Annotated in this window: 24 protein-coding genes, 2 tRNA genes and 1 rRNA gene; 17 read left to right on the top strand and 10 right to left on the bottom strand. The window is 38.4% G+C overall.

Going from position 1 to position 26,229, the window contains the following annotated elements; genetic code table 11:
• Window positions 1–1,140 carry a YdcF family protein gene (locus AC5YDM_RS12105; RefSeq protein ID WP_496152342.1) on the top strand — a complete coding sequence of 380 codons (1,140 nt, stop codon included), beginning with the start codon at window positions 1–3 and terminating at the stop codon, window positions 1,138–1,140.
• Window positions 1,140–2,168: an alpha/beta hydrolase gene (locus tag AC5YDM_RS12100; protein WP_496152341.1), complete on the top strand. Its 1,029-nt coding sequence runs from the start codon at window positions 1,140–1,142 to the stop codon at window positions 2,166–2,168. Before AC5YDM_RS12105 ends, AC5YDM_RS12100 begins: the two co-directional genes overlap by 1 nt.
• Before the next feature lie 95 nt (window positions 2,169–2,263).
• Here AC5YDM_RS12100 and AC5YDM_RS12095 read toward each other — a convergent pair whose 3' ends face one another.
• The 5 genes from AC5YDM_RS12095 to AC5YDM_RS12075 all read right to left on the bottom strand — a co-directional run bounded on the left by AC5YDM_RS12095 (window position 2,264) and on the right by AC5YDM_RS12075 (window position 7,063).
• Complete coding sequence (locus AC5YDM_RS12095) at window positions 2,264–3,934, bottom strand: FMN-binding glutamate synthase family protein (protein ID WP_496152340.1); 1,671 nt, start codon at window positions 3,932–3,934, stop codon at window positions 2,264–2,266.
• A 146-nt stretch (window positions 3,935–4,080) separates the two neighbouring features.
• Window positions 4,081–5,253, bottom strand: coding sequence for a ribosomal protein uL16 3-hydroxylase (locus AC5YDM_RS12090; protein ID WP_496152339.1), 1,173 nt, complete (start codon window positions 5,251–5,253; stop codon window positions 4,081–4,083).
• An 88-nt stretch (window positions 5,254–5,341) separates the two neighbouring features.
• Window positions 5,342–5,890 carry a hypothetical protein gene (locus AC5YDM_RS12085; RefSeq protein WP_496152338.1) on the bottom strand — a complete coding sequence of 183 codons (549 nt, stop codon included), beginning with the start codon at window positions 5,888–5,890 and terminating at the stop codon, window positions 5,342–5,344.
• 105 nt (window positions 5,891–5,995) lie between these two features.
• Window positions 5,996–6,589: a Maf family protein gene (locus tag AC5YDM_RS12080; protein WP_496152337.1), complete on the bottom strand. Its 594-nt coding sequence runs from the start codon at window positions 6,587–6,589 to the stop codon at window positions 5,996–5,998.
• Window positions 6,590–6,679: 90 nt separating this feature from the next.
• Window positions 6,680–7,063, bottom strand: a complete 384-nt coding sequence (locus AC5YDM_RS12075; RefSeq protein WP_496152336.1) for a DUF2237 family protein — start codon at window positions 7,061–7,063, stop codon at window positions 6,680–6,682.
• Window positions 7,064–7,203: 140 nt separating this feature from the next.
• Between AC5YDM_RS12075 and AC5YDM_RS12070 the strand changes: the two genes are divergently transcribed.
• The 4 genes from AC5YDM_RS12070 (at window position 7,204) to AC5YDM_RS12055 (ending at window position 11,020) form a co-directional block, all read left to right on the top strand.
• Entirely contained in the window at window positions 7,204–8,391 is a 1,188-nt protein-coding gene (locus tag AC5YDM_RS12070; protein ID WP_496152335.1) for a phosphoglycerate kinase, read from the top strand.
• A 181-nt stretch (window positions 8,392–8,572) separates the two neighbouring features.
• Window positions 8,573–8,851: a hypothetical protein gene (locus AC5YDM_RS12065; RefSeq protein ID WP_496152334.1), complete on the top strand. Its 279-nt coding sequence runs from the start codon at window positions 8,573–8,575 to the stop codon at window positions 8,849–8,851.
• 138 nt (window positions 8,852–8,989) lie between these two features.
• Complete coding sequence (fba, locus tag AC5YDM_RS12060) at window positions 8,990–10,027, top strand: class II fructose-bisphosphate aldolase (protein WP_496152333.1); 1,038 nt, start codon at window positions 8,990–8,992, stop codon at window positions 10,025–10,027.
• A gap of 141 nt (window positions 10,028–10,168) precedes the next feature.
• Window positions 10,169–11,020, top strand: coding sequence for an EamA family transporter (locus tag AC5YDM_RS12055; protein WP_496152332.1), 852 nt, complete (start codon window positions 10,169–10,171; stop codon window positions 11,018–11,020).
• Between the two features lie 112 nt (window positions 11,021–11,132).
• Here AC5YDM_RS12055 and AC5YDM_RS12050 read toward each other — a convergent pair whose 3' ends face one another.
• Complete coding sequence (locus tag AC5YDM_RS12050; protein WP_496152331.1) at window positions 11,133–11,792, bottom strand: A1S_1983 family putative colistin resistance protein; 660 nt, start codon at window positions 11,790–11,792, stop codon at window positions 11,133–11,135.
• 99 nt (window positions 11,793–11,891) lie between these two features.
• On the opposite strand from AC5YDM_RS12050, the gene ispF reads away from it, so the two are divergent.
• A complete protein-coding gene (gene ispF, locus AC5YDM_RS12045; protein WP_496152330.1) occupies window positions 11,892–12,380 on the top strand; it encodes a 2-C-methyl-D-erythritol 2,4-cyclodiphosphate synthase in 489 nt (162 codons plus the stop codon).
• Window positions 12,381–12,490: 110 nt separating this feature from the next.
• Here the strand turns inward: ispF and AC5YDM_RS12040 are convergent, their stop codons facing one another.
• The 3 genes from AC5YDM_RS12040 to AC5YDM_RS12030 form a co-directional block, all read right to left on the bottom strand.
• Window positions 12,491–13,015, bottom strand: coding sequence for a protein tyrosine phosphatase family protein (locus AC5YDM_RS12040; RefSeq protein WP_496152409.1), 525 nt, complete (start codon window positions 13,013–13,015; stop codon window positions 12,491–12,493).
• A 125-nt stretch (window positions 13,016–13,140) separates the two neighbouring features.
• On the bottom strand, window positions 13,141–14,232 hold the full coding sequence (locus AC5YDM_RS12035) for a 3-deoxy-7-phosphoheptulonate synthase (RefSeq protein WP_496152329.1): 1,092 nt from the start codon (window positions 14,230–14,232) through the stop codon (window positions 13,141–13,143).
• 270 nt (window positions 14,233–14,502) lie between these two features.
• On the bottom strand, window positions 14,503–15,384 hold the full coding sequence (locus AC5YDM_RS12030; RefSeq protein ID WP_496152328.1) for a sulfite exporter TauE/SafE family protein: 882 nt from the start codon (window positions 15,382–15,384) through the stop codon (window positions 14,503–14,505).
• Window positions 15,385–15,610: 226 nt separating this feature from the next.
• On the opposite strand from AC5YDM_RS12030, the gene lpxB reads away from it, so the two are divergent.
• Window positions 15,611–16,801 (top strand): lipid-A-disaccharide synthase, encoded by a 1,191-nt coding sequence (gene lpxB, locus AC5YDM_RS12025; protein ID WP_496152408.1) that lies wholly within the window; start codon window positions 15,611–15,613, stop codon window positions 16,799–16,801.
• A 76-nt stretch (window positions 16,802–16,877) separates the two neighbouring features.
• On the opposite strand, the gene AC5YDM_RS12020 is transcribed toward lpxB, so the two are convergent.
• Window positions 16,878–17,747 (bottom strand): DUF2797 domain-containing protein, encoded by an 870-nt coding sequence (locus AC5YDM_RS12020; protein ID WP_496152407.1) that lies wholly within the window; start codon window positions 17,745–17,747, stop codon window positions 16,878–16,880.
• A gap of 31 nt (window positions 17,748–17,778) precedes the next feature.
• On the opposite strand from AC5YDM_RS12020, the gene AC5YDM_RS12015 reads away from it, so the two are divergent.
• The 9 genes from AC5YDM_RS12015 (at window position 17,779) to AC5YDM_RS11975 (ending at window position 26,049) form a co-directional block, all read left to right on the top strand.
• Window positions 17,779–18,246: a DUF6231 family protein gene (locus tag AC5YDM_RS12015; protein WP_496152327.1), complete on the top strand. Its 468-nt coding sequence runs from the start codon at window positions 17,779–17,781 to the stop codon at window positions 18,244–18,246.
• 119 nt (window positions 18,247–18,365) lie between these two features.
• Window positions 18,366–18,965 carry a YidB family protein gene (locus AC5YDM_RS12010; protein ID WP_496152326.1) on the top strand — a complete coding sequence of 200 codons (600 nt, stop codon included), beginning with the start codon at window positions 18,366–18,368 and terminating at the stop codon, window positions 18,963–18,965.
• A 101-nt stretch (window positions 18,966–19,066) separates the two neighbouring features.
• On the top strand, window positions 19,067–19,516 hold the full coding sequence (locus AC5YDM_RS12005) for a hypothetical protein (RefSeq protein WP_496152325.1): 450 nt from the start codon (window positions 19,067–19,069) through the stop codon (window positions 19,514–19,516).
• 196 nt (window positions 19,517–19,712) lie between these two features.
• The gene (locus AC5YDM_RS12000) at window positions 19,713–20,171 is read left to right on the top strand and encodes a hypothetical protein (RefSeq protein WP_496152324.1); all 459 of its coding nucleotides are present in this window, start codon (window positions 19,713–19,715) and stop codon (window positions 20,169–20,171) included.
• Complete coding sequence (locus AC5YDM_RS11995) at window positions 20,168–21,748, top strand: GMC oxidoreductase (RefSeq protein ID WP_496152323.1); 1,581 nt, start codon at window positions 20,168–20,170, stop codon at window positions 21,746–21,748. The genes AC5YDM_RS12000 and AC5YDM_RS11995 overlap by 4 nt, the downstream gene beginning before the upstream one ends.
• A gap of 162 nt (window positions 21,749–21,910) precedes the next feature.
• Complete coding sequence (locus tag AC5YDM_RS11990) at window positions 21,911–23,827, top strand: bifunctional metallophosphatase/5'-nucleotidase (protein ID WP_496152322.1); 1,917 nt, start codon at window positions 21,911–21,913, stop codon at window positions 23,825–23,827.
• 434 nt (window positions 23,828–24,261) lie between these two features.
• Window positions 24,262–25,799: ribosomal RNA gene (locus AC5YDM_RS11985) — 16S ribosomal RNA — on the top strand.
• A 61-nt stretch (window positions 25,800–25,860) separates the two neighbouring features.
• A tRNA-Ile gene (locus tag AC5YDM_RS11980) sits at window positions 25,861–25,937 on the top strand.
• 36 nt (window positions 25,938–25,973) lie between these two features.
• A tRNA-Ala gene (locus tag AC5YDM_RS11975) sits at window positions 25,974–26,049 on the top strand.
• Window positions 26,050–26,229: the final 180 nt, after the last annotated feature.

Genomic DNA, 26,229 nt, shown 5'->3' with positions numbered 1-26,229 from the left:
ATGTCTAAACAGCATTGGATGATTTCTATAGTGCGAATGATGACGATTTTATTCGTATTTTCAGGCTGTCTTTTAGTTTTTTGGTATACACCATTTTACTCTAACCTAGTGGTTAAAGCGCTTAATACATTTGTACCTGTGAATGTTGATGTTGTTGCTGCTCAGAGTCAGCAGATGGCAGCACTAACCGATCATTCTGATTACGAGCCGGGTTCGCGCTTATGGATTGCACGCCAAGCTTATTTGGATTTAATGGAACAGGCAATTCAAGACAAAAAAACTGAAGATCTGGTTTTGATTCAAACGCGTTATCAAATATTGCTGGACGAGATTAAAGAGAAACTCAAAAATAAGTCTAAACAAGAATCCAAAGATACACCTAAAATTCCTTTTGTTGCTGCGGTGGATAGTCCAGAGATTTCAACAGCTGCGAGTGAAGTTGAAATAGATGAACAAGCAGAGTCGATTCAAAATTTAAAAGAAAGTGCTGAAGATAAAGCCTTAAGAGAGACTTATACCCAATTTCTTGAAACGCACCCTGTAGATCCTAACTCAATACAATCTGTAGATGATCAAACATATAAAGATATTGCTTTGATTCAAAGTCAGGGAGATAAGAAGAAGGCAAGTTCAGATCCACATGCGATTGTCACCCTTGGTGGTGGGTTAACTTTAGGCCCAAATAAAGTTGATATTGTGGTCAATGACTACACACGTCTGCGTTTAGAGAAAACGCTTGATGTTGAAAAAGAAAGTAAATTACCGATTGTACTCAGTGGTGTGGAAGCACCATATATGCAAGCTTGGTTGAAAAATTCAGGCGTCGAAGCTAATCTATTGGAAAATAGAAGCATGAACACCTGTGAAAACACACGATTTAGCTCATTATTATTACAAAAAAAAGGGGGAGCACCGACCGTGATTTTAATTACAGATCGCTACCATATGCCTCGTACACGCCGTCTATTTGCACTAAATGGTATTCAAACAATACCTGTCGAAGCACCAATGCCAACAACAATGACAAACTGGCAACCGAGTTTGCAAAATTATGATCATAGTCGTCGTGCAAACTATGAAATGCTGGCATCCATTCGTGATGTATTATTTGGTTCAAGCGGTTGTAGAGAGGTTCCATAATGGCTGATATTCCTTTTCTCAACCCGAGTGTTTTAACACAGCTTGATTTGCCTATTCCGAATCGGATTGAAACGCCCTTAACACTTGAGCCTTTAAATTTAAATCGTCCTTATGAACCATCTAAGGAAATTCAAGCTTATCGACGACTATATGGTTTAGATCAGTTAGAAGGTCAGTTTTGGCAAGGTTATGTCAAAATGCCTTTATTTAAATTACATGTGCAAGTTTATCAGCCTGTGATTGATCAGATTAAAGGCACAGTTTTTTTACTGCATGGTTACTTAGAACATAGTGGTATTTATCAGCCGATCATTCGTGAATTATTAGATCAAGGCTTTAGTGTCATTACATATGACTTACCGGGCCATGGCCTAAGCGATGGCAATGCTGCGAGCATCCAAAACTTTGATCATTACCAGCAGGTTTTACATGCTGTTCATCAATATCTAAGGAATGCTGATCAGCTTCCGAAGCCTTGGCTCGGGATTGGGCAAAGTACAGGGGCTGCTATTTGGATGCATCATTTATTGGAATATGCTGAGCAGCGTAAGAACCCGATTGTAGAGCGGGTACTTTTACTTTCACCGCTGGTTCGCCCTGCGAAATCAGCTTGGTGGCATAACTCTGTAGGATTAGGGATTATTCGCCGTATTAAGCGTGAAGTTCCAAGACATTTTAAACGCAATAATCATAACCCTGAATTTTTACGTTTCGTACGTTTAAAAGATCCATTGCAACCTCGCATGATGGGCATGGACTGGATTTTGGCAATGTCAAAGTGGATGCTAGAAATGGAACAGCGACCAGCATGTCGAATTCCTGTTTGGCTTGCGCAAGGTGCTCAGGACCAAACGGTAGATTGGCGCTATAATATTGAATTTATACGTGCAAAATTCAGATTGCAGACTTTACTGATGCTTGAAGAAGGTTCTCATCAGCTGATTAATGAAAGAGCCGATATTCGAGCAGCATTGACAGGGTTAATTCCTGCATTTTTACATGCACAAACAGGCAAGGGGTATTATTAATAGTCTTACATTGACGTTAGTTATTATCTAAGTATGTAAATCTAAGAATAAAAAGAACAGAGACTTTTATTCCCTGTTCTTAAAATTATGAATGATTAAAACTGCTCAGCTTTGGCTAAATTCCACATACGATAATAGAAATTTTCATCATCTTTATTTTCGCAAGTGAGTAATTCACCATCTTTTAACCAAAAATGTAATTGCGCATAGTTTTTGATTTCACGGTCGTTTACACGTTGCGCTAAATGATGTGCCTTAATGTCACTAGGATGCTCAAGACCCGCAGCTGCAATCATTTCTGACAGAGCATGGAGCGTATTTTTATGGAAGCTATGAACACGCTCAGCTTTGGTTGGGACGTGAATGGCTTTTTGACGATCAGGATCTTGCGTCGCGACACCTACAGGACATTGGTTGGTATGGCAGCTTTGCGCTTGAATACAACCCACTGCAAACATGAAGCCGCGAGCCGAGTTGACCCAATCCGCACCAATTGCAAAAGTACTGGCAATATCGAATGCACTGATAATCTTGCCACTGGCACCAATCTTAATCTTATCTCTTAAGCCAACGCCGACTAGCGTGTTATGAGCAAATAAAAGTGCTTCACGAAGTGGTGTACCGATATTGTCACTAAACTCAATCGGAGCTGCGCCTGTACCACCTTCGGAGCCATCTATGACGATAAAATCAGGAATGATCTTCGTTGCAAGCATCCCCTTGACAATACTCATAAATTGCCATGGTTGACCAATACACAGTTTAAATCCGACAGGTTTACCATTGGATAGTTCACGTAATTGTTGAATGAAATGCATCATTTCAATCGGATTGCTAAAAGTAGAGTGTGTTGGTGGAGAAATACAATCTCGATCACGAGGTACGCCACGAATTTGAGAGATTTCTTCTGTAATTTTATGTTTGGGTAAAATTCCACCATGACCGGGTTTTGCACCTTGCGAGAGTTTTAACTCAATCATTTTGATATTGGGAAGGCTCGCTTGTTGAGCGAATTTTTCAGGGTCAAATTTTCCATCGGGCGTTCGACAACCAAAGTAACCACTGGCAATTTGCCAAACGATGTCACCACCATTTTCAAGGTGATAAGGGCTTAAACTTCCTTCACCTGTATCGTGATAAAAACTTCCAAGTTTTGCACCAAGGTTCAAAGAACGGATGGCATTGGCACTTAAACTACCAAAGCTCATCGCTGAAATATTCATGATTGAAGCACTATAAGGCTGAGCGCATTGTTCATTACCAATGTTAATACGAAATGTCGTAGGGTCAGCGGGGTGCTTAGGTGTCATTGAATGATTGATAAAACGATAATCTTGTTGATATACATCAATAATTGAACCAAAAGGCTTATCTGCATTTTCATTTTTAGCACGTTGATAGACTAAGCTACGTTGCATTCTAGAAAATGGGAGGGCATCTTGATCTGATTCAATAAAGTATTGGCGAATTTCAGGTCTAAAATCTTCAAACAAGAAACGAAAATGTCCCATGATTGGGTAGTTTTTCAAAATTGAATGTTTATTTTGTAGAACGTCATACAGCCCTAGAAAACTTAATGTAGATGTGATCAGCCATAAAATATTAATGGCAGTATCAGACATAAAATAATAAATATAATGTGGATGATAGAACAGTCTTAACCAAGTGATGCTGAGTGCAATAAAAATGCAGGCAAACCAGATCGAATGTCGTGAAAAAAAAGTATTAAGTAGTTTGTGTCTTATTGCTTGCGCTGGGCTTGCCATTTTTTATTGTTCCAAAAAATCTATATTTTCAAATTACGAAGAAATGTAAGAATTCGCAAGTATCGAATTGTTCGTTCTAAGCTATAAATAACTTAGAACGAAATTTTGATTATTTATTTTGAAGTTTAGTTTAGATCTTCAGATGATTATTCTGAAGTTTCATCTGACGGTAGAAGCATAATGACCGATGTATTCATCAGCTCAGCAATATTTTCTAAAATAGATTGATCGTACATTTCTTCATTTAATTCAATGATTTCACCATCAGCGATCATTTTAAGTTTTGAAGTGAATGCTTCAGAAATATCCATACGCTCACCATTTGCCCAAAATCTTAATACACCATCAAATTCGCTATACAGTAGACGAGATGCAGGCTCTAACTTGAGTAAATAGCCTTGATCCAGCGCTTCTTCTAGATCACCCACGCCAATTTCATCATTTTCAGGAATATTATTTGGGTAACCTGGGCGTGAAATCAACGTCATTAACGCTTCATTCAGTGCATTTGGATTTTGTAGTTCTTCCAAAAGTTTTTCACGTAAATATTGCAACTCTTGCGACGTGATTTCACCAATGGCTGAAGTTTGATCACGCTGAATGTCGATTAATGGGTTTTGAAGGCATTCATCTATTGAAAGCGCATCGCCTAAACTATCCACCATGTCTGCGACATTTGGCATGCGGAAACCAAATGAATAGGTTAAGCAGTCATCTTCCGCAACGCCGTAATGCGCAAGACCAGGTGGAACATAGAGTAAGTCACCCGGAGCGAGTACTTCATCAAAATTGACTTCAATTTCAGGAAGAAGTTTAAGCGGTTGACCTGCTACATATTCTGTAGAAGCATCGCATTGTTGTCCTAATTGCCAACGACGATGTCCATAGCCTTGTACAAGGAAAACATCATAAAAATCAAAATGTTTACCTACAGATCCACCTTTAGGTGCGTATGACACCATAATGTCTTCACGACGCCATTGTGGAATGAAAGGAAACTTTTTCCACATTTCTGACAAATCAAAAGAGTAATGGTCAACTGCTTGAACCAAAAGTGTCCAAAGTTTTGGCATCTTTTGGAAGTCAGCTTTAATTAATGGTGAAGACTTAACAGTCCATTGATTTGGATCACGGTCTTTCTGTTTAATTAGGCGGGCACTCATTTCATCTTCAAGTGCCAGTTCCATCACGTCATTCGGTTCTAAAATTCCTGCAATTTCAGGAATAGCATTACGCACTAAAAGCGGTTTTTTTTGCCAATATTCTGAGAGAAATTGTTCAGCGGTAATTCCGCCAAGGACATCTAATGTTTGGGACATAATACAAACTACAAGAAAATTTTATGTATTGTCACTTGGACTTACTATTCTAAGCAAGTCTAAATTAAGGTGAGTCGAATGAAAGTGGTTATTTCAAAGGGTGATCTTTTAAATATTGTAGGACTTGTATTTCAATTTCACTTTCATATTGAACAGCGGCAGCTGTTGCATCGGCAAATCGCATAAACTCTTGATGATGTCGATTTGATTCAAGACTATTCTCTTCGGCTGTTTGCTCAAGTTGAAAATGGTTTGGCATAACTTTAAGTGAAATTTCATTATTCTTAGTATACAAATCAACTAATTTTTTGATTTCAACTGTTTGTGGGTTGAGAAATTTAATTTCAGCATTAAACTCATCAATTATACTTTTTAGCATGGTGTGAATACGATCTTTAGCATTTGTATTTTTGTCTGAGAATAGTTGAATAAACTCTTCTTGTGTTTTAGCACCTTTCTCTTCTAAAGCTAAATTAATCAATTTAAACTTTACCCATTCATTGATAAGAGTTTTGCTGTATTGATTTGTACGATTTTCTGCGGCATATATTTTTTCTGCAAACAATGATGAATTACAGAATAAAAGAATTGAAATTAATAGTGATACTTTACAAAAAGGTGCTAGTGATATTTTCATAGTTTAAATCATTAAAGTTAATAGTTTTTTTAAATTTATACTTTTTAAAATTTGGAAAAAAAGCAAAGAAATAAAATCCCTTGCCAATTTATCGCATCTAGTACATTACGGGACATTAAATCCTAATTTCCTTAAGATCATACATAATTGAATCATCGGCATACCCATTAAAGTCGTTTGATCCTGCCCAATCATTTGTTCAAACAGACTGATTCCCAAACTTTCACACTTAAAACTACCTGCACAATGTAAGGGTTGGTCACGTTCTACATAGCGCTCAATTTCACTCAAATCCAATTTACGAAATTTCACTTTATAATGTTCAACAATAGTCTGCTCAAATCTAGTTGATTGCTGTTGTACGCTTAAAGCAGTGCTAAAATAAACAAAATGATCTGAGTTGGCTTGAAGTTGCTTAATGGCATTTTCAACGGATAAAGGTTTTCCAATAAAAATATCAGGAGCGCCTTTACGCCAAGCCACTTGATCAGAACCAATTACAATTACGTTGGGATGTTGCTCAGAAATCACTTTTGCTTTTTCAAAAGCTAATCGCTTTGCTAAATCATCGGCATGTAATTCACCTTGCGGTGACTCATCAATTTCAGGTGAAATACACTCATAAACAATGCCTAAACGATTCATTAAATCTTTACGTGTTTGACTACTTGAAGCCAAAATGATCGGCGTGTGACTCATGTACATGTCCTGAAAAATAAATTTTTATAAAGAGATATAAAGCTATGGAAGCAATCATTTTAAATAAAATTGAATGATTTCAATTGTAAATTAAACGGCATATTCCATCAGCAAGTCTAAAGGTACATAAGCCAAAACAGCTTGATGGCAGGCTTGAAGCTTAACATTTGGTGCCATATCCGCTTGATATGCTTCAACCCAACGTGTCACGCAGATACACCAAAAATCACCCGGTTTTACACCAGGAAAACCAGCTTCAGGAAGAGGAGTTGTTAAGTCATTCCCAATACTTTGGGAAAAGCTTAAAAATTCAGAAGTCATCTCAGCGCAAACGGTGTGTTGTCCTAAGTCGGATGGTGCGGTATGGCAAAAACCATTTCGAAAATATCCAGTGATTGGATCAAAGCAACAGCTTGCCAATGGCTGACCAAGGACGTTTAAACGATTGATTTTAGGATCGGGATGAAAAGACATAAGCAAAAGTTCTGTATAGGACTGATCCTATGATAATCAAAACCAAACAATTCCACACCATTTATGCAAAAGTGGCTAACTTTTTTTAGCATAATCATTTAGAATCTATGCGATTTTGATATATAAAAAGTGAGCTATACATGAACTTTCAGCGTATGACTGATCTAGATTTGGCAGGTAAGCGTGTTCTTATTCGTGAAGATTTAAACGTTCCTGTTAAAAATGGTGTGATTACCAGTGATGCACGTTTACGCGCTGCATTACCAACGATTAAAGCTGCGATTGAAAAAGGTGCAGCAGTAATGGTTTACTCACACTTAGGTCGTCCAGTTGAAGGCGAACCAAAACCAGAACAATCTTTAGCACCAGTAGCAGAATATTTAACTAAAGCTTTAGGTCAAAATGTTCAACTCATTACAGATTATCTTGATGGTGTTGACGTTGCAGCTGGACAAGTTGTGCTTTTAGAGAACTGCCGTTTTAACGCAGGCGAAAAGAAAAATAACCCAGATTTAGCTCAAAAATACGCAGCGCTTTGCGACGTATTTGTGATGGATGCATTTGGTACAGCACATCGTGCAGAAGCATCAACTGAAGGTGTTGCACGTTTAGCCAAAGTTGCTGCTGCTGGTCCATTATTGGCTGCTGAGTTGGATGCATTAGGTCGTGCATTACAGACCCCAGCGAAACCAATGGTTGCAATTGTTGCTGGTTCTAAAGTATCAACCAAACTTGATGTTTTAACTTCACTTTCAGATATTTGCGATCAATTGATCGTTGGTGGTGGTATTGCCAATACATTCCTTGCTGCGGCAGGTTTCAATGTAGGTAAATCATTGTGTGAAAATGATTTGATCGATACAGCAAAAGCCATTGCTGCAAAAGTTTCAGTACCATTACCAACGGATGTGGTAGTCGCTGATGCATCTGAAATTGATTTTGCAGACTTCCTAGGCTCGTTGGCAGCTGCTAAAGCAGTTGTGAAGAAAGTTGAAGACGTTTCTGATAACGATATGATCCTAGATGTTGGCCCTGAAACAGCGAAAATGTTTGCTGAAATTTTGAAAACCTCAAAAACAATTCTTTGGAATGGTCCAGTAGGTGTATTTGAAGTTGATCAGTTTGGTGAAGGCACTAAAACTTTATCTTTAGCGATTGCGGAATCTGAAGGTTTCTCTATCGCTGGTGGCGGTGATACTTTAGCTGCAATTGACAAGTACGAAGTCGCTGACAAAATCGGTTATATTTCTACAGGTGGTGGTGCATTCCTTGAGTTTGTTGAAGGGAAAACACTTCCTGCAGTTGCTGCGTTAATTGAACGTGCTTAATATGTTTGATTAAAACAAACTGTAAAAGAAGAAGCTGACAAATTTGTCAGCTTTTTTATTTCTAAAAAACTCAGCATTGGTCTGAATGAATGTTTAATCACTGTTCTTTATTTAGTCATCAAAATGAAATATTTTTGCAATAAAATTTGTTGTATATAAATCATATACTTTTGGAATTGTGATGAATTCAAAATTAGTTTTAGCTGCTTGTCTTGTTTTACCTTTAACTTTTGCTGCATGTTCTAAACAAGAAAGTGCACCTGCTGCTGATCAAGCCGCTACTTCAGAAGTTGTGGTTGAAGAATCTGCAAATGTTAGCCCTGAACAACAAGCTGCCATTGATGCATTGGACAAACCACTACAAGACGAAAACAATACTGATATTCCAGAATCAGTTGCAAATGTACCTGCTGATCAAGCAACTTTAGATGAAACGACTGAAGCGTCAGCAGCACAATAATATCGATAAATTGTATTTGCTCAACGTTTTACCTAAAAGTCCCTGCGAAAGCAGGGATTTTTTTTCAAATACTGCGATTTATTGCTGAATTGAAACACATGACAGGGTAGAATATGGGGCATTACCTGGGAGGAAATTATGGCTCTTATCTCATTGCGCCAGCTCTTGGATCACGCCGGTGAACACAATTACGGCGTACCAGCTTTTAACGTAAACAACTTAGAACAAATGCGCGCAATCATGTTAGCCGCAGACGAAACGAATTCACCTGTTATTGTTCAAGCATCTGCCGGTGCTCGTAAATATGCTGGTGCTCCATTCTTACGTCACCTTATTTTGGCAGCAATTGAAGAATGGCCACATATTCCAGTGGTAATGCATCAAGATCATGGTACAGATCCTGACGTATGCCAACGTTCAATCCAATTGGGCTTTTCATCTGTAATGATGGACGGTTCTTTGGCAGCTGATGGTAAAACACCAACTTCGTACGAATACAATGTTGAAGTAACACGTCGTACTGTTGCTTTAGCGCATGCGTGTGGTGTATCTGTAGAAGGTGAAATTGGTTGTCTAGGTAGTCTAGAAACTGGTTTGGCTGGTGAAGAAGATGGTGTAGGCGCAGAAGGCGTTCTAGACCATTCTCAACTGCTTACATCTGTTGAAGAAGCGACTCAGTTTGTTGCTGATACAAATGTTGATGCGCTTGCAATTGCTGTGGGTACTTCGCATGGTGCTTACAAGTTTACGCGTCCACCTACAGGTGACATTCTTGCGATTGATCGTATTAAAGAAATTCATGCTGCGTTACCAAATACGCATCTTGTAATGCACGGTTCAAGCTCTGTGCCTCAAGAATGGTTGGCTGTGATTAACCAATATGGCGGTAACATCGGTGAAACTTACGGTGTTCCTGTTGAGCAATTGGTTGAAGCAATCAGACACGGTGTTCGTAAAATCAACATCGACACAGATTTACGTTTAGCATCTACAGGTGCTATGCGTCGTATGATGGCTGAAAAACCAAGCGAATTCGATCCACGTAAATTCTTTGCTGAAACTGTTGTTGCAATGAAAGATATCTGTGTTGATCGTTACAATGCTTTTGGTACATCAGGTCATGCTGACAAAATTCGCCCAATCTCTTTAGAGAAAATGGTGAGCCGTTATAAATAATTTATAAAAATTGTTTATACTCAAAAGCCCGCAGTAATGTGGGCTTTTTTAATGCAAATCTAAGATGGATGTCAAATTTAAAAAAATGTTTTAAAAATCAATCAAATATGCAAGATCATGAAATAAAATAAAAGGCTCAAGATGGAACTGATATTTTCTGCGGCATTATGTAGTGTTTTAGTCTCAATTTTTCTAAAAATATCAAAGTCTAAAGGCTTAGATCCGCTTCAGATGATTGCATGGAATTATTTGGCTGCTAGTGGTTTATGTTTTTTTTGGTTTAAGCCAAATTTAGCTAATATTTCCATTTCTGAAACCCCGTGGTGGTTGATCGCTGTACTGGGTCTTTGTTTACCTGCGATTTTTTTTCTTTTAGCAAAATCATTGGAAACTGCGGGTATTTTAAAAACAGAGGTTGCACAACGCTTATCAGTCGTGTTGTCTTTAATTGCAGCCTATTTTTTATTTAATGAGTCTTTCAGCCAGTTGAAAATCATAGGGATAGGCATCGGCTTAATTGCTGTATTGATGATTGTATTTATGAAGTCAGGCGGGGCAGCATCCTCGAACTCTTCCAGAGCAATCATGTCTTTACTAGGCGTTTGGTTTGGTTATGCGCTGATTGATATTTTATTAAAATATACGACAAGCTTAGGCTTACAGTTTTCTGTCTCTTTGAACTTGATGTTTATTTTTGCCTTTGTCATTTCTTTCGGCTTTTTAGCGATTAAAAATACAAAATGGAGCAAAGAAAACCTATTGGCAGGTTTAAGTTTAGGGGTATTAAATTTTGCCAATATTGCACTCTATGTCAAAGCACACATGCTTTTAAAAGATTCTCCAGCAGTGGTTTTTGCAGGGATGAATATTTTGGTTGTAGTGTTTGGTGTAATTGCAGGCGTATTGATATTTAAAGAAAAAGTAACGATTGGTATTTTGTTGGGATTGGTTCTCGCAGTTGCAGGTGTCTCTTGTTTAGCACTAGCAATTTAGCAAAAGATAATTAAAGATCCAGAGTTATATATGAAGATCTTTAATTGAAAAATAAGTGATCGAGGTCGAACGTGGTAATTATTAATCTTATCGTGTTGAGTATCCGATGAGATTAATCGTATAGTCGATAAATTCCCTTAAAACGATCACAGTTCTTAGTTTTTGTCTTTGAATCAATAATCAAAATGGATTTTTGAAAATTTAAAGCATATTTACAGTCATTTTCATTGTCTAAAATTTCATTTTTATTTTCATTGGTGGTATAGGCCAATAATGAAATCGTTTGGCTTTCAACACGATTGTTGGGATCTCGATATGATGTACCTTCAATCTTGATACGATCTTTAGTCAGTTGATGAATTTTGATATGTGCAGGTTGTTTTGCAATTTGACCATGTTCAAACTTTAGGTAATGTTGCGTTAATGACTGATTCATTGAGGTGTAAAAATTAAGCTCTTCAATTCTAAAATTTATTTGCTGCTTTAAGCAGGTTGAATTTTTACATTGCTGAACGCGCTGATTCCAAAGCGTTTGAGTATCATCAATCAATCGTATAGGGGCATCTGTCACTAAATATGTGGTATGAAAATGCTCATTAAACTCTGTACGTAAATCACTAAAAGAATCTGTGCAGAATTTTTTAAAAAACTGAGGTGCATCTGTATCATCACATTGCAGTGCTTTTGCATGGCTGATGGACGTTGCAGCGGCGCAAATAAATAATGCAGAAACTATTGATTTAATCGAATTCGATACGTATTTCAACAACATGATCGCTTATACTTTCACTGTGTTTGCATACGTACTATAGCGAAATAGAAAGTATGAATACAAGATTTATAGACGAATTTATGTATATAGGAGCTTAAAGTGATGTTACCAATTCGTATAGGACAGGGAATGGATGTGCATGCTTTTGAAGAAGGATCGTATGTCACTTTAGCAGGTATACAAATTCCGCATACACATGGCTTAAAAGCACATTCCGATGGCGATGTTGTATTACATGCCTTGTGTGATGCACTATTAGGCGCTTTGGCACTCGGTGATATCGGACAGCATTTCCCAGACACAGATGCAGCGTTTAAAGGTGCGGATAGTCGTAATTTACTTAAACATGTTTATCAACTGATCAAAGATCGAGGTTATGTACTTGCCAATGCAGATATAACAGTTGCATGTGAGCGACCAAAGTTGGCAATACATAATTTAGCCATGCGCCAAAGTATTGCAGATGTGATGGATCTTGATGTCACGCAAATTAGTATTAAAGCGACAACAACAGAAAAGTTGGGTTTCACTGGTCGCCAAGAAGGAATATTGTCGACAGCTACAGTGCTGGTGACACATCAAAAATAAATAATTTTGAAAATGATCAGCGTTACCAGTTGAATTGGTTTGAAAGATTAAAAGTGAATTGGATGGTAGTCTCATTCACTTTTTTATTTAAATTGATGGTTGCAAATAAATTAGGAAAATTGATCAGCGCTCATCAGGGAATGTTGTAAATCTAAAGTAGATTTTCTTCCTTGAAGTTGCAATCCGACTGCATGAATCAAACCTGTCCAAGTTTCATTGGGTTCCCAAATTTGATGCATTAAGTCCTGAGCAGTGGGCATATCCATATCAAGATAATATTGACGATAGAGATACATCAAACAGCTACATTGATTGTTTTCGGTGCAGTGTATCCATACTTGTTTTTGTTGTACCAAATGATCAATTAAATCTAGAACGAATATACATTGTTCATCAGTTGGCATTTCCCAATGAATCGGGACTTGGATGTAATTCAACCCGAGTTCTGCACACAAACGATCTTCGTTTGCCAAATGTGGTTCTGAATCTGTGAAGGCCAGATTGATCAGCGTATCTACGCCATATGCTTTGATTTTGGCAATGTGTTCAGCAGAAGGTTGACCAGAACTCATTAAGTGTTGATGAATATATTGGAAATTTGGAACTTGACTGAGTTCGGCTTCAAGCGATTCTATATCTAGATGATCAACGTCATGATCTGTTTTAAATTCACTCATTTTAGAGTCATCCATGTCGACATCACCTCTATCAATTTTTCAATCAAAAAAAACGCCATCATGTGATGGCGTTTTAGAAACTATTAACGATTTGGTAATACGTCTTTCAAGGCTGCATCCATTTCCAGCAACACTTTCTCAGTCGTTTCCCAATCAATACAACCATCAGTTACAGACTTACCATACTCTAAATCACAAAGATTTTCAGGAATATCTTGACGACCACCTTTAAGATGACTTTCTACCATTAAACCTACGATAGATTTATTGCCATCCAAAATCTGTTCTGTGATGTTTTTCAACACAAGGGGTTGAAGGTACGGGTCTTTGTTTGAGTTTGCATGGCTCGCATCAATCATAATTTTGTTGCTCACTTTAGCTTTAGCAAGTGCATTTTCTGCATCTGCAACTGAGCCAGCATCATAGTTCGGTTTGCCATTACCGCCACGTAATACGACGTGTGCATATGGGTTACCTTTAGTGCGAATCACAGACACCTGACCTTGATCATTCAAGCCAAGGAAGCTATGACCATGTTTAACAGACTGCATTGCATTCGTAGCAACCGTTAAACCACCATCTGTACCATTTTTAAAACCAACAGGTGATGAAAGACCTGAAGACATTTCACGATGCGTTTGGCTTTCGGTTGTACGTGCGCCAATCGCAGACCATGAAATTAAGTCTTGGTAATATTGTGGTGAGTTAGGATCAAGTGCTTCTGTTGCGCAAGGTAACCCTTTTTCATTCAATTCAAGCAATAATTTACGACCTAAACGTAAACCTTTTTCAATGTTGAATGAATCATTCATATCTGGATCGTTGATTAAGCCTTTCCAACCGACAGTTGTACGTGGTTTTTCAAAATAAACGCGCATGATAATGTAAAGCGTATCTTTTACTTTTTCTGCTAATACTTTCAGGCGGTCTGCATAATCATGAGCTGCTTCAATATCATGAATAGAGCAAGGACCGATGACAACGAAAAGACGTTTGTCTTGACCATCTAAAATTTGACGGACAGTCTCACGACCATTCAGCACGGTTTGATATGCTTTTTCGTTTAATGGTAGTTCTGCTTTAAGTTGAGCAGGCGGAACAAGAGGTTGAAAACTTTGTACATTCACATCATCGATATCGGATTGTGTAATGGAATTTGACTGTAGTGTATTCATTGCCGTCACTGGTTCGTTTTTACAAAAAAATGTTCAATTAACTGAATATATCACGATTCAGTGCATATTTTGTTATCAAAAAGTTGAATGCATTTAATAAAAAAAAGTAATGAATTTGTCTTTTTAGTATTAATTAGAGTTGGATTCAATTACTGCAAACAATCGTAGATTTAATTAACATTGTCAAATTAAATCTTCTATTCATGCTTTAAATAAAAAATACCCGTAATGTTCATTTGAAAATTACGGGTATTGATAACTGACTTTTATTTAATTGGTTTGGCTTGCGATCGCTGGCGCTGTTATAGCGACTTCTGGTGGCGTTACAGGTTTAGATTTGACTGGATTGACCATAAAGTTGATACCCAGAGCAAAAAGAGTAATACCTAAAATTTTACGAATAATTTTTTCAGGTAAACGTGAGCTAACTAAAGTTCCGACAATGATGGCTGGAATAGAACCAATCAATAACCACATTAATAATTCAAAATCGACATTACCTGAACTCATGTGACCAATACCAGCCACTAAGGTTAATAGGACAGCATGGACAACGTCCGAACCAATGATACGAATCATTGGTAGATTAGGGAACATGATGATCAATGCCATGATACCGAATGCACCTGCACCGACTGAAGATAAGGTCACAAAGATCCCGAGTACAATACCCATCAAGGCAATTTGTAGGCGCTTGCTTTTTAGACGCTCACGCTGTTGATCGATGTCTTCATTAGTCATTGGCTTACCAAAACGGCTGAAGAAGCGCTCCACTTGTGTTCTAAATACAATAGAAATACCTGTAATGGTTAGCATGAAGCCCAAAACCATTGTGAGGATTGCTTTATAATGGGTAGATTGACTTAGATAGTTATCCAAAACCCAAGTCGTTGCTATAGATGCAGGAATACTGCCTACAGCCAACCAAATCACGATAGGCCAGACGATATTCAGTTTTTTGGCATGAACGACAGAACCAAAAAATTTTGAAATCGCGGCATAGAGTAAATCAGTACCAATTGCGATATGAGGTTCAATTTTAAACAAGGTAATGAGGATCGGGGTCATCAAAGAACCACCACCTACACCTGTCACGCCTACGCAGAAACCAACTAAAATACCTGCCAAAATATATTCGATAGAACCGTACATGCCGCAATCTTACTTATAAAAAAACGTGGATATCTTATGGCTTTTTTTTATAAGTAGTTGTCTTGATTGTTGATTTGCTTATTCCAAAAAATGCTAAAGATTGTGAATTAATTTAATGTCGTGATAATGACTGTTTGATGGTTTAAAATTGCCAAACTCAATTTGAACGATTTGAGATATCTAGAGTTGTGCTAAAATCAAATGGCTCATTGAGAGGGAAATGATCTTGTTAAATCGAAAACTAAAAATTGGTATCGTGGTTGGTGAAGTATCAGGGGATACGCTTGGTGCAAAGCTAATCCGTCGTTTTCGAGAGCAAGGCATTGATGCTGAATTTGAAGGCATTGGTGGACCGCAAATGATCGCTGAAGGTTTTAAAAGCTATTACCCGATGGATATTCTTTCTGTTATGGGGATTGTTGAAGTCTTAAAAGATATTAAAAAATTATTTGCATTACGTGATGGCCTAGTGGAGACATGGACGAACAATCCCGTTGATATTTTTGTGGGAATTGATGCGCCTGATTTTAATTTACGGCTATCGAAAACAATCAAGCAGAAAAATTTACCGATTAAAACGGTGCAATATGTAAGTCCATCCGTATGGGCATGGCGTCAAGGACGTGTACATGGCATCAAAGCTAGCATAGATTTAGTTTTATGCTTATTTCCATTTGAAAAAGCCTTCTATCAAAAATTTCAGGTCAATTCAGCATTTGTTGGGCATCCATTGGCAAGTCAACTTCCTCTTGAAAACCCAATTGCGAACGCAAAACAGGCTTTAGGATTGGATCTAACTCAAAAACATATTGCACTATTACCTGGAAGTCGTCGCGGTGAGATTGAGCGTTTGGCGCCTTTGGTTTTAGATGCTGCACAATTACTTTATAAAAAATATCCGAATTATGTGTTCCTTATTCCAGCGATTAATGATGCTCGAAAGCAGCAAATTGATGAAATTTTAAAACAGTATCCTGAACAATTACGTTCTCAGATTCATTTATTAGAAAACACTGGAACCGAATCAAAAATTGGTCGTATGGTGATGGTTGCGAGTGACATTGTGGCGCTTGCATCAGGAACAGCAACTTTAGAAGCAATGTTATTACACCGTCCAATGGTGACTTTTTATAAATTGAATTGGTTAACTTATCATGTGGTGAAGTTCATGATAAAGATCCCATATTATTCATTGCCAAATATTGTTGCAGGGAAAAAAGTCATTCAAGAGCTGATTCAGCACGACGCCACGCCTGAAAAATTGGCAGATGAAATTGAAAAGTTAATGGATATTGAAACCTCTAAAATCCAGTCGATGCAATTACTCACCATGCATAAACATCTGTTGGCAGACAATAGTGAGGATCCAGTGGATGCAATCCTTCAGCTATTGAATTCATCTCAAAATGAATCATGAAGAAATGAAAAAAAAACCGCTAATTAAAGCGGTTTTTAAATATTCGAATGATTAAGCCAAAACTTGAATATGGGATTTAAGCTCTGATTTTAATTTCATAACCCGTATATTTACGGATATTGATCACGCCTGTATCCATAATCAGATATTGACCTTTAATCCCTTGCAGCTTGCCACGAATAATCGGAGTCTTATCTAAATTATGAGATTTAATTTTTTCAGGGTAAATGTCTACTGGATAAATAAACTCTCTTGGCAATTCATTTTCAAGAATTTCAACATTTTCATTGAAATCTAAACTCATACTGAATTCATCACGAATCAATTCAATTTGAGGTTCAAATTCATTTAATAGTTCGTCACGAACTTCGATCAAGTTTAAAGGCTCAGCTTCACCTTTAAGTAGCTTGCGCCAATCGGTTTTATCTGCGACTTGAGTACCAAACATCACTTCGAGCTGTCCAGATAAACGACGCGAACCTACTTTCATAATCGGCAGAGCTTGCGTTGCACCTTGATCCAGCCACCGTGTCGGCATTTGCCCCAAACGTGTAATACCGACTTTTAAAGCACTTGAATTGGCTAAATAAACGATGTGTGGTTGAAAGCAAACTTCTTGAGCAAAGCTTTCTTCTCGGCATGTACCTAAATGATAATGACAAGTTTCAGGCTTCATAATGCACATATCACAGGCAGCTTTGGTTTTCATACATTTAAAGCAGTGACCTTGCGAATAAGATTTAGGTGTTTTTGAACCACATGAAACACAGTAGATATTGCCAGTTGCTTCAATCTCAATTTCTTGACCCAATTGAAACGGAAGATCAATTTCTGAACGATCTAATGTAAATTTATATTCAACATTTGCCTTGTGCGTTTGTTGTTCAGTTACACTTAGGTTGCGTAGACCTGCATGCATTTTATGACAAATGCCTTGGAGTTCCATGTATTCATTCTCTCTAAAATAAGGTGCAGTCATGGCTGAGAAAAATGTCATCACGTCGATGCTAGACGATTTATCTAATGAACAGCCAATTCAAACTGCATTATGTCTTGGGCAAAATTTAAGCCAAGACCATCAACATTCAATTCAATGGTCATATTTTAGCGTAACTGAGTATTTAAAGCTTCCTTTTACACAAAGATATGATCTGGGTTTTGTATTACTTAATACCCATGAGTTTGCTGAAATAAACGAACAGCAGAAAGTCCAAATGTTAGTCAAGCTTCGAGATTTGATGGCGAAAAGAATCGTAGTCGTAAGCCAATTACAAGATGAGCAAATGTTGCGAAGTCTCGGATTTACACAGCTCATTGATAAAACCACACATGATCAAGATTTTGCTTTATGGCAATTTAATATTTTGACTTATAAACATGTACCAGATTGGTTTAATTCAAAATTTTGGGCAAATCCTGAGAATTGGAATAAATTTCGTTGGTAAAAGTTGTTTTAAAGGGTATCTTCAATTTCGTACCATAGAAATTACAACAATTATATTTCATCAGTGAACAAGAAAAATTGTATGCTCGATGAGGTGATAACTCTAATTAGGAACATGACATGACAAATTTAAGTAATATTGTAGAAATTTTAGCGAAACAAGCATTAGGCGGTCAGCAACAATCTCAACAAGGTGGTTTAGGTGGGATTTTAGGTTCTGTTTTAGGTGGTCTTGGTGGTCAACAACAGTCGCAACAAGGTGGTTTAGGTGGTGTTCTCGGTTCTGTACTGGGTGGATTGACGGGTGGTCAGCAACAAGCACCTGCCCAACAATCAAGTGGATTTAATGCGCAATCATTGCTTATTGCGGTTGTACCTTTAGTTTTAGGTTGGATTCAAAAAAATGGTGGTCTACAAGGCGCTTTAGATCAACTAAAAGGACAGGGCTTAACCAGTCAAGTGGATGATTGGGTTTCTACAGGTCCAGGCGCGAATGCCAATATTCCAACTCAATCGGTTCAAAACCTGTTTGATCAAAAAGATATTGAAAATGTTGCGGCTCAAGCACAAGTGCCAGCTCAAGATGTGTATGGTGCGATTTCTTCGGTATTACCCGAGATTATTGATTCGCTAACGCCTCAAGCAGGTCAAACTGATCAGCAAGAAGCCAATAGTGATATTCAAAATGTATTGAACTTAGTTCAAGGCTTCTTAAAATAATTTCATAAGTTATTTCAAGCGACATTTAGTCAAGTTTGAGTCTTCACTCAAGCCAGTAAAAAAACCAGTCAATTTGACTGGTTTTTTTGTGAGGAGGATCTATGCATATTGTCAATACGATTGAGCTGAAATTAATTGAAAAGGCTTCCGACTCGAAGGAAAGTCTATGTGAGATTGAACTCAATCAAAAAAATACTAAAATTTTTATTCGGGGAAAAGTGCTCGAACAAGCCATATGGATGAGGGAAAATCGTTATCTGATCTTAACAACAGATGAGGTTGTTTTTGAAGAGAGCTTAAATATTTATCTTATAGATATACAGAAAGGCGTATTGGATAAGTTGTGGATTGGACAACCTTATAATACAGATACTTTTAATGGTGTTCAGATCATCAATGATCATAGTCTTACTTTTAATTTCCTGTATTTAAAAGATTGGAAATTGACAATTTATGATGAGCCTAAGTTAAGGTTATCGATATATTCGTGGCTCATTTTATTTAATGGTTGGAGAGGGTGTCGGTACCTAACGCTCAGAGCAGTTCATTAATACAATATTTACTAACGATTTTGACTTATTCATAAAATAGATTGCTCATTTTTCATTATTTTATTAAACGTAAGTAAATTGGTTTATTTATATACAAAACTATGCATAATAAAAATAAGGTATACCTAGCCTTAGTTTTTGAATAAAAAGAAAAATAATTTTATATCATTCTTGATTCTAAGGAGAGTATCGAGTCATGGTAGATGAAGTGTTAGCAACTGCATCGTTGGGTTTTATACGTCAATTCTTTCGGGATCTTTCATCTGACGTTGGGACAATCACACCTGGATTTTATCGGGCATCATTTATAGGGCCGTGGTGGCTGAGAATAACTGCAATGCCAAGTATTGCATTGAGTGGTCTCATGGGCTGGCAAGGTAAAAAGTTTTTTGATCCGCATACTGCGACCAATATTTTGCAAACCCAACAAGGACTTGTTGAAAAACTTCAAATGCACTGCGTTCAAGGTATGTCTTTGGTGGATGGTCAACAAGGAATTGCTTTAAGTTACGGGGCTGATGCGCCTATACCTTGGCGTTGGGTTAAAGATGAAATGCGGGTTTTAGATGATCAAACGTATCTATGCATGACCGTGATTGATCTACCTTTCATTCGTAAACTTTCATTTCCTTTTATATTGCGACGTGAATCATGAATGATCAATTTGATTACGATGTTTTGATCATAGGTTCAGGCTTTGGTGGTAGTGTTTCCGCGCTCAGATTGGCTGAAAAAGGCTATAAAGTTGCAATTTTAGAGCAAGGAAGACGCTTATCTGCGGATGATCTTCATCAAGCGGGGGAAGACGCAAAGTATTTAACTTGGGCACCTAAGTTGGGGCGGTACGGGTTTTTAGCCCAAGATGTATATCAGCACATGGGTGTGGTTCGAGGGATTGCTGTAGGTGGCGGTAGTGTGGTGTATGCAGCTGTACTTTTGGAACCAGGAGAACGTTTTTATACTGATCCAATATGGTCAAATTTAAATAGCAATTGGCAGGATGAGCTAGCGCCGTATTATGAAACAGCAAAAAAAATGCTGGGTGTGACTGAAAATCCTTATAAAGGTATTCAAGATCAATGGTTAGAGCAAACCGCATTGAAAATGGATGTACAATCGAGTTATGGCACAGTTCCACAAGGAATCTATTTTGGTGATCCAGAAAGGCTGGTTGCTGATCCAATTTTAGGAGGTACGGGTCCAGAACGTATAGGCTGTAATTTGTGCGGACGGTGTATTACTGGATGCGGTCAAGGTGCAAAGAATAGTTTGGATAAAAATTATCTGTACCTTGCAGAACAGCTTGGTGTTGAGATCGTTTCCGAATCTAAAGTCAGCCATATAGAGCCTTACGGTAACGGTTATAAGGTTCACCGCAAGCATCCTTGGAAGAAAGATGGACAAAAATCATTAACTGCTCGGAAAGTGATTTTATCTGCAGGTGTTACGGGCACTCTCGAAATTCTATTTTCATCCAGAGATCAGTTCAAAACCCTCCCAAATATTTCAAATCAATTGGGTGAGCATGTCCGGACTAATAGTGAAGCGATTGTCAGCATATTATCGAATAATCAGCATGCTGATGTAACGCAAGGAACAACGATTTCAAGTCATTTTCATGCAGATGAACGGACGCATATCACGCAAAATCGTTTTCCAGCCAGTTATGATTTTATGAAGTTTTATATGGGACCTTTTATCGGTGGTGAAAAGCCTTGGTTACGGGCTTTGAGGGTTTTGAAGCAAATGCTACTGCACCCATTATACTCAACACGATCGTGGCGCACCCAAAACTGGTATAAACGAGTCACAGTTTTGACGGTGATGCAGCAAGTAGATAATGAGTTGCGTTTTAGATACGGTCGTACCTTATTTAGAGGTTTTGGACGTGGGTTGATTTCGGGAATCGCAACAGGTCAAAGGTCACCGTCTTTTATACCTATCGCAAATCAAACCGCTCAAACATTTGCTGAAGTTAGTGATGGCGAAGCTCAAAATGTATTGTTGGAAAGTGTCGGAAATTTATCAGTAACGGCACATTTGCTTGGTGGAGCTGTAATGGCAGAAAATCCAACTAAAGGCGTCATAAATGCTCAGCATGAAGTATTTGGATATCCAAATCTCTATGTCGTAGATGGAAGTGTTATTCCAGTCAATGTTGGTGTGAATCCAAGTTTAACGATTACTGCTTTGGCTGAGAGATTCTCGGCGAATATTCCTCAGAATGATTAAGTTGAATAAAAAAAATAGGCTAAATATAACTTTATACTTTTTTTATTTGGGCACTTTTAAAAATACAAAATTAATGTCATTAAAATTTCATTGTTTTATCACTGAATTGAAATTAACAATCTAGACACTCTATTTAAAATAATTTTAACTCGGGTGTCTAAAATGAAAATAAATATTCAAAAGCATAAGTTTAGTCATTGCACTTTGATTGTTTTAATCAGTTTAAGTTTAGGTAGCTGTGGAGGTGATGATGGCTCGTCTGAAGCCACGCCTAAACCTGAGCAAAAAGCATTGGAACTCAATTTAATCCATATCAATGATCACCATTCACATTTGGATCAAGAAACCATTAAATTTAAAGCCGATGTTGGCTTGGGACAGGAAGAATTTAGCGTCAGTAGTGGAGGTTTTTCACGTGTCACCTCATTGATGAATCAATTGGCAACTGAAAAAAAGAATGTGCTGAAAATGCATGCTGGTGATGCAACCACTGGAGACTTATATTACAACCTTACTGATGGTAAGGCGGATGCTGATGCCATGAATAGTGTATGTTTTGATACTTTCACCCCGGGTAACCATGAATTTGATGCTCAGGATGCAGGCTTAGACAAATTTATTGGCTTTTTGGATCGGACATCATGTAAAGACAAAACTAAAATTCTCACTGCCAATGTACAATTTGGACAATCATCACCTTTATATCAAACCAATCGTATTCAAAAGTCACATGTCTTTGAAAAAGATGGTGTCAAGTTTGCTGTTATTGGACTAACGGTTGCAAAAAAAACCAAGAACTCATCGCAACCCAATGCAGATACACTATTTTTAGATGAAATAACCTCTGCTCAAAAAGAAATTGATGCTTATAAGGCACAAGGGATTCAAAAGATTATTTTACAAACTCACGTAGGTTATGATTTGGATCAACAACTGGCAAAATCACTGACAGATGTTGATGTGATTATTGGTGGTGATTCGCACACTTTATTAGGACCATCAAATTTGAGTAAATACGGTATGACCCCTGAGGGTACATATCCGACTCAATTGAAAAATAAAGATGGGGATTTAGTTTGTGTTGCCCAAGCTTGGCAATATAGTTATATCGTTGGTGAACTCAATGTTAAATTCGATAACAAAGGCAAAGTAGAAAGTTGTTCTGGTACACCCCATGTTTTGATTGGAGATCAGTTCAATAGAACGGCTAAAGATGCAAAATCTGTAACTGAAACTGAAAAGCAAATGATTCTAAATCAGTTTGTCAAAGATCAAGTGCCATTTAGAGTGGTACAGCCTGATCAGAAAATGATAGATATTCTTAGACCCTATCAATTACAAAAGAAAAGTTTTGCTGAAAAAGTCGTGGCTCAAGCGGTTGATAACCTTTGTTCTCGTCGAGTGCCAGGTACACAGCGTGATGTGAATCGTTCAACATTAGGCGACGCATGTAATAAAAATGCTCATGTAGATGCGCACGGTGGAGATATCCAACAAATGATTGCCGAAGCATTTTTACAGCAGGGTGTAAAATACTTTAATGCTGACCTGTCTTTTCAGAATGGTGGTGGTGTTCGTGAGGATGTCGGTATTGGTGATGTCACTGTAGGTAAAATTTACAATGTATTACCTTTTAAAAATACACTCGTTCGATTAGATATGACGGGTAATGAAGTTAAAGCAACTTTGGAAGATGCAATAGATGGCGTCATTGCACAAAATAATACAGGGAGTTATCCATATACAGGTGGTATGAGATGGAAAGTGGATTTTACCCAAAATAAAGGGCAACGGATTCATACAATTGAAATCAGAAATCAATCTGGAGAATATCAACCCGTCCAGCTTGAAAAGTTATACAAAGTGGTGACGATTGATTTTTTAGCAAATGGTGGTGATTACTATACAACGCTTAAATCCATCAGTGGTGAACGCCGTACAGATGTGGGATTAGATTATGCGGAAGCTTTTTTACAATACGTACAAGCGCTTGATCCATATTATATAGGTAAAAAACAAATAAAAAAATTGGATACAAAGCATTATAGTACCCAAGACTTTCTCGACATCGCTAAATAAAGATCATTTTGAAAAATTAAAAAAACTCTACTATTTGCAGAGTTTTTGCTATTTAAGGATGAAAATTAATCGAAAAAATGAAAAAAGTGACTTTTTAGATTAAAAAACATGCATGTGCTTATTTTTATCTAAAATAGGGGTTGCGTGATAAATAAAACTGTATAGAATACGCAGCATCCCGACGCGATACAGCAAACGAACTTAGCTGAACAGGTTAAGTTGTTAAGATTGTATTGTGTTGAACTTGTCTCTGACGAAGAGCAAGAAGATCATTAAGAGATTATGAAGAACAACTTGTGTGGATTTTTACTGATTGATTGATCGAAATTATTTTCATTGATTGATGGTAGAAATTACTCGAAGTTTATTTGAGAAATATTTGTCAGAAAATTGATGAGCCAAGATTGGTGCCCTTTAAGGCACTAAGCAATATTAAACTGAAGAGTTTGATCATGGCTCAGATTGAACGCTGGCGGCAGGCTTAACACATGCAAGTCGAGCGGGGAAGAGTAGCTTGCTACTTTACTTAGCGGCGGACGGGTGAGTAATGCTTAGGAATCTGCCTATTAGTGGGGGACAACATTTCGAAAGGAATGCTAATACCGCATACGTCCTACGGGAGAAAGCAGGGGACCTTCGGGCCTTGCGCTAATAGATGAGCCTAAGTCGGATTAGCTAGTTGGTGGGGTAAAGGCCTACCAAGGCGACGATCTGTAGCGGGTCTGAGAGGATGATCCGCCACACTGGGACTGAGACACGGCCCAGACTCCTACGGGAGGCAGCAGTGGGGAATATTGGACAATGGGGGGAACCCTGATCCAGCCATGCCGCGTGTGTGAAGAAGGCCTTTTGGTTGTAAAGCACTTTAAGCGAGGAGGAGGCTACCGAGATTAATACTCTTGGATAGTGGACGTTACTCGCAGAATAAGCACCGGCTAACTCTGTGCCAGCAGCCGCGGTAATACAGAGGGTGCGAGCGTTAATCGGATTTACTGGGCGTAAAGCGTGCGTAGGTGGTCTTTTAAGTCGGATGTGAAATCCCTGAGCTTAACTTAGGAATTGCATTCGATACTGGGAGACTAGAGTATGGGAGAGGATGGTAGAATTCCAGGTGTAGCGGTGAAATGCGTAGAGATCTGGAGGAATACCGATGGCGAAGGCAGCCATCTGGCCTAATACTGACACTGAGGTACGAAAGCATGGGGAGCAAACAGGATTAGATACCCTGGTAGTCCATGCCGTAAACGATGTCTACTAGCCGTTGGGGTCTTTGAGACTTTAGTGGCGCAGCTAACGCGATAAGTAGACCGCCTGGGGAGTACGGTCGCAAGACTAAAACTCAAATGAATTGACGGGGGCCCGCACAAGCGGTGGAGCATGTGGTTTAATTCGATGCAACGCGAAGAACCTTACCTGGTCTTGACATACAGAGAACTTTCCAGAGATGGATTGGTGCCTTCGGGAACTCTGATACAGGTGCTGCATGGCTGTCGTCAGCTCGTGTCGTGAGATGTTGGGTTAAGTCCCGCAACGAGCGCAACCCTTTTCCTTATTTGCCAGCGGGTTAAGCCGGGAACTTTAAGGATACTGCCAGTGACAAACTGGAGGAAGGCGGGGACGACGTCAAGTCATCATGGCCCTTACGACCAGGGCTACACACGTGCTACAATGGTCGGTACAAAGGGTTGCTACCTAGCGATAGGATGCTAATCTCAAAAAGCCGATCGTAGTCCGGATTGGAGTCTGCAACTCGACTCCATGAAGTCGGAATCGCTAGTAATCGCGGATCAGAATGCCGCGGTGAATACGTTCCCGGGCCTTGTACACACCGCCCGTCACACCATGGGAGTTTGTTGCACCAGAAGTAGGTAGTCTAACCGCAAGGAGGACGCTTACCACGGTGTGGCCGATGACTGGGGTGAAGTCGTAACAAGGTAGCCGTAGGGGAACCTGCGGCTGGATCACCTCCTTAACGAAAGATTGACGATCGGTAAGAATCCACAACAAGTTGTTCTTCATGAAGATGTATCTGAGGGTCTGTAGCTCAGTTGGTTAGAGCACACGCTTGATAAGCGTGGGGTCACAAGTTCAAGTCTTGTCAGACCCACCATGACTTAAGATACATCGAATCTATAAATGATAAGCTGGGGACTTAGCTTAGTTGGTAGAGCGCCTGCTTTGCACGCAGGAGGTCAGGAGTTCGACTCTCCTAGTCTCCACCATACATTCTTCGGAGTGTATAAGCTGAGAAATTATAGAACTTAGTAAATTAGACGATTGAGTTTAAGTTTATTAATTTCTGTGATTTATCACAGTTACCTGCGATCCGATGAGGACGTAGTTAATCATTAACAGAATATATTTGAGTTGAAATAAATTGTTTAAGGCTCATTTCAAGTAGG

The organism is Acinetobacter sp. CY81 (genome assembly GCF_059515925.1).
This window is presented reverse-complemented; position numbering and strand designations above follow the sequence as displayed.

Coding starts and splice junctions, on each gene's coding strand:
- AC5YDM_RS12105 (WP_496152342.1), top strand. CDS start 1: ATGTCTAAACAGCATTGGATGATTTCTATAGTGCGAATGATGACGATT.
- AC5YDM_RS12100 (WP_496152341.1), top strand. CDS start 1,140: ATGGCTGATATTCCTTTTCTCAACCCGAGTGTTTTAACACAGCTTGAT.
- AC5YDM_RS12095 (WP_496152340.1), bottom strand. CDS start 3,934: ATGGCAAGCCCAGCGCAAGCAATAAGACACAAACTACTTAATACTTTT.
- AC5YDM_RS12090 (WP_496152339.1), bottom strand. CDS start 5,253: ATGTCCCAAACATTAGATGTCCTTGGCGGAATTACCGCTGAACAATTT.
- AC5YDM_RS12085 (WP_496152338.1), bottom strand. CDS start 5,890: ATGAAAATATCACTAGCACCTTTTTGTAAAGTATCACTATTAATTTCA.
- AC5YDM_RS12080 (WP_496152337.1), bottom strand. CDS start 6,589: ATGAGTCACACGCCGATCATTTTGGCTTCAAGTAGTCAAACACGTAAA.
- AC5YDM_RS12075 (WP_496152336.1), bottom strand. CDS start 7,063: ATGTCTTTTCATCCCGATCCTAAAATCAATCGTTTAAACGTCCTTGGT.
- AC5YDM_RS12070 (WP_496152335.1), top strand. CDS start 7,204: ATGAACTTTCAGCGTATGACTGATCTAGATTTGGCAGGTAAGCGTGTT.
- AC5YDM_RS12065 (WP_496152334.1), top strand. CDS start 8,573: ATGAATTCAAAATTAGTTTTAGCTGCTTGTCTTGTTTTACCTTTAACT.
- fba (WP_496152333.1), top strand. CDS start 8,990: ATGGCTCTTATCTCATTGCGCCAGCTCTTGGATCACGCCGGTGAACAC.
- AC5YDM_RS12055 (WP_496152332.1), top strand. CDS start 10,169: ATGGAACTGATATTTTCTGCGGCATTATGTAGTGTTTTAGTCTCAATT.
- AC5YDM_RS12050 (WP_496152331.1), bottom strand. CDS start 11,792: ATGTTGTTGAAATACGTATCGAATTCGATTAAATCAATAGTTTCTGCA.
- AC5YDM_RS12035 (WP_496152329.1), bottom strand. CDS start 14,232: ATGAATACACTACAGTCAAATTCCATTACACAATCCGATATCGATGAT.
- AC5YDM_RS12030 (WP_496152328.1), bottom strand. CDS start 15,384: ATGTACGGTTCTATCGAATATATTTTGGCAGGTATTTTAGTTGGTTTC.
- AC5YDM_RS12020 (WP_496152407.1), bottom strand. CDS start 17,747: ATGGAACTCCAAGGCATTTGTCATAAAATGCATGCAGGTCTACGCAAC.
- AC5YDM_RS12015 (WP_496152327.1), top strand. CDS start 17,779: ATGGCTGAGAAAAATGTCATCACGTCGATGCTAGACGATTTATCTAAT.
- AC5YDM_RS12010 (WP_496152326.1), top strand. CDS start 18,366: ATGACAAATTTAAGTAATATTGTAGAAATTTTAGCGAAACAAGCATTA.
- AC5YDM_RS12005 (WP_496152325.1), top strand. CDS start 19,067: ATGCATATTGTCAATACGATTGAGCTGAAATTAATTGAAAAGGCTTCC.
- AC5YDM_RS12000 (WP_496152324.1), top strand. CDS start 19,713: ATGGTAGATGAAGTGTTAGCAACTGCATCGTTGGGTTTTATACGTCAA.
- AC5YDM_RS11995 (WP_496152323.1), top strand. CDS start 20,168: ATGAATGATCAATTTGATTACGATGTTTTGATCATAGGTTCAGGCTTT.
- AC5YDM_RS11990 (WP_496152322.1), top strand. CDS start 21,911: ATGAAAATAAATATTCAAAAGCATAAGTTTAGTCATTGCACTTTGATT.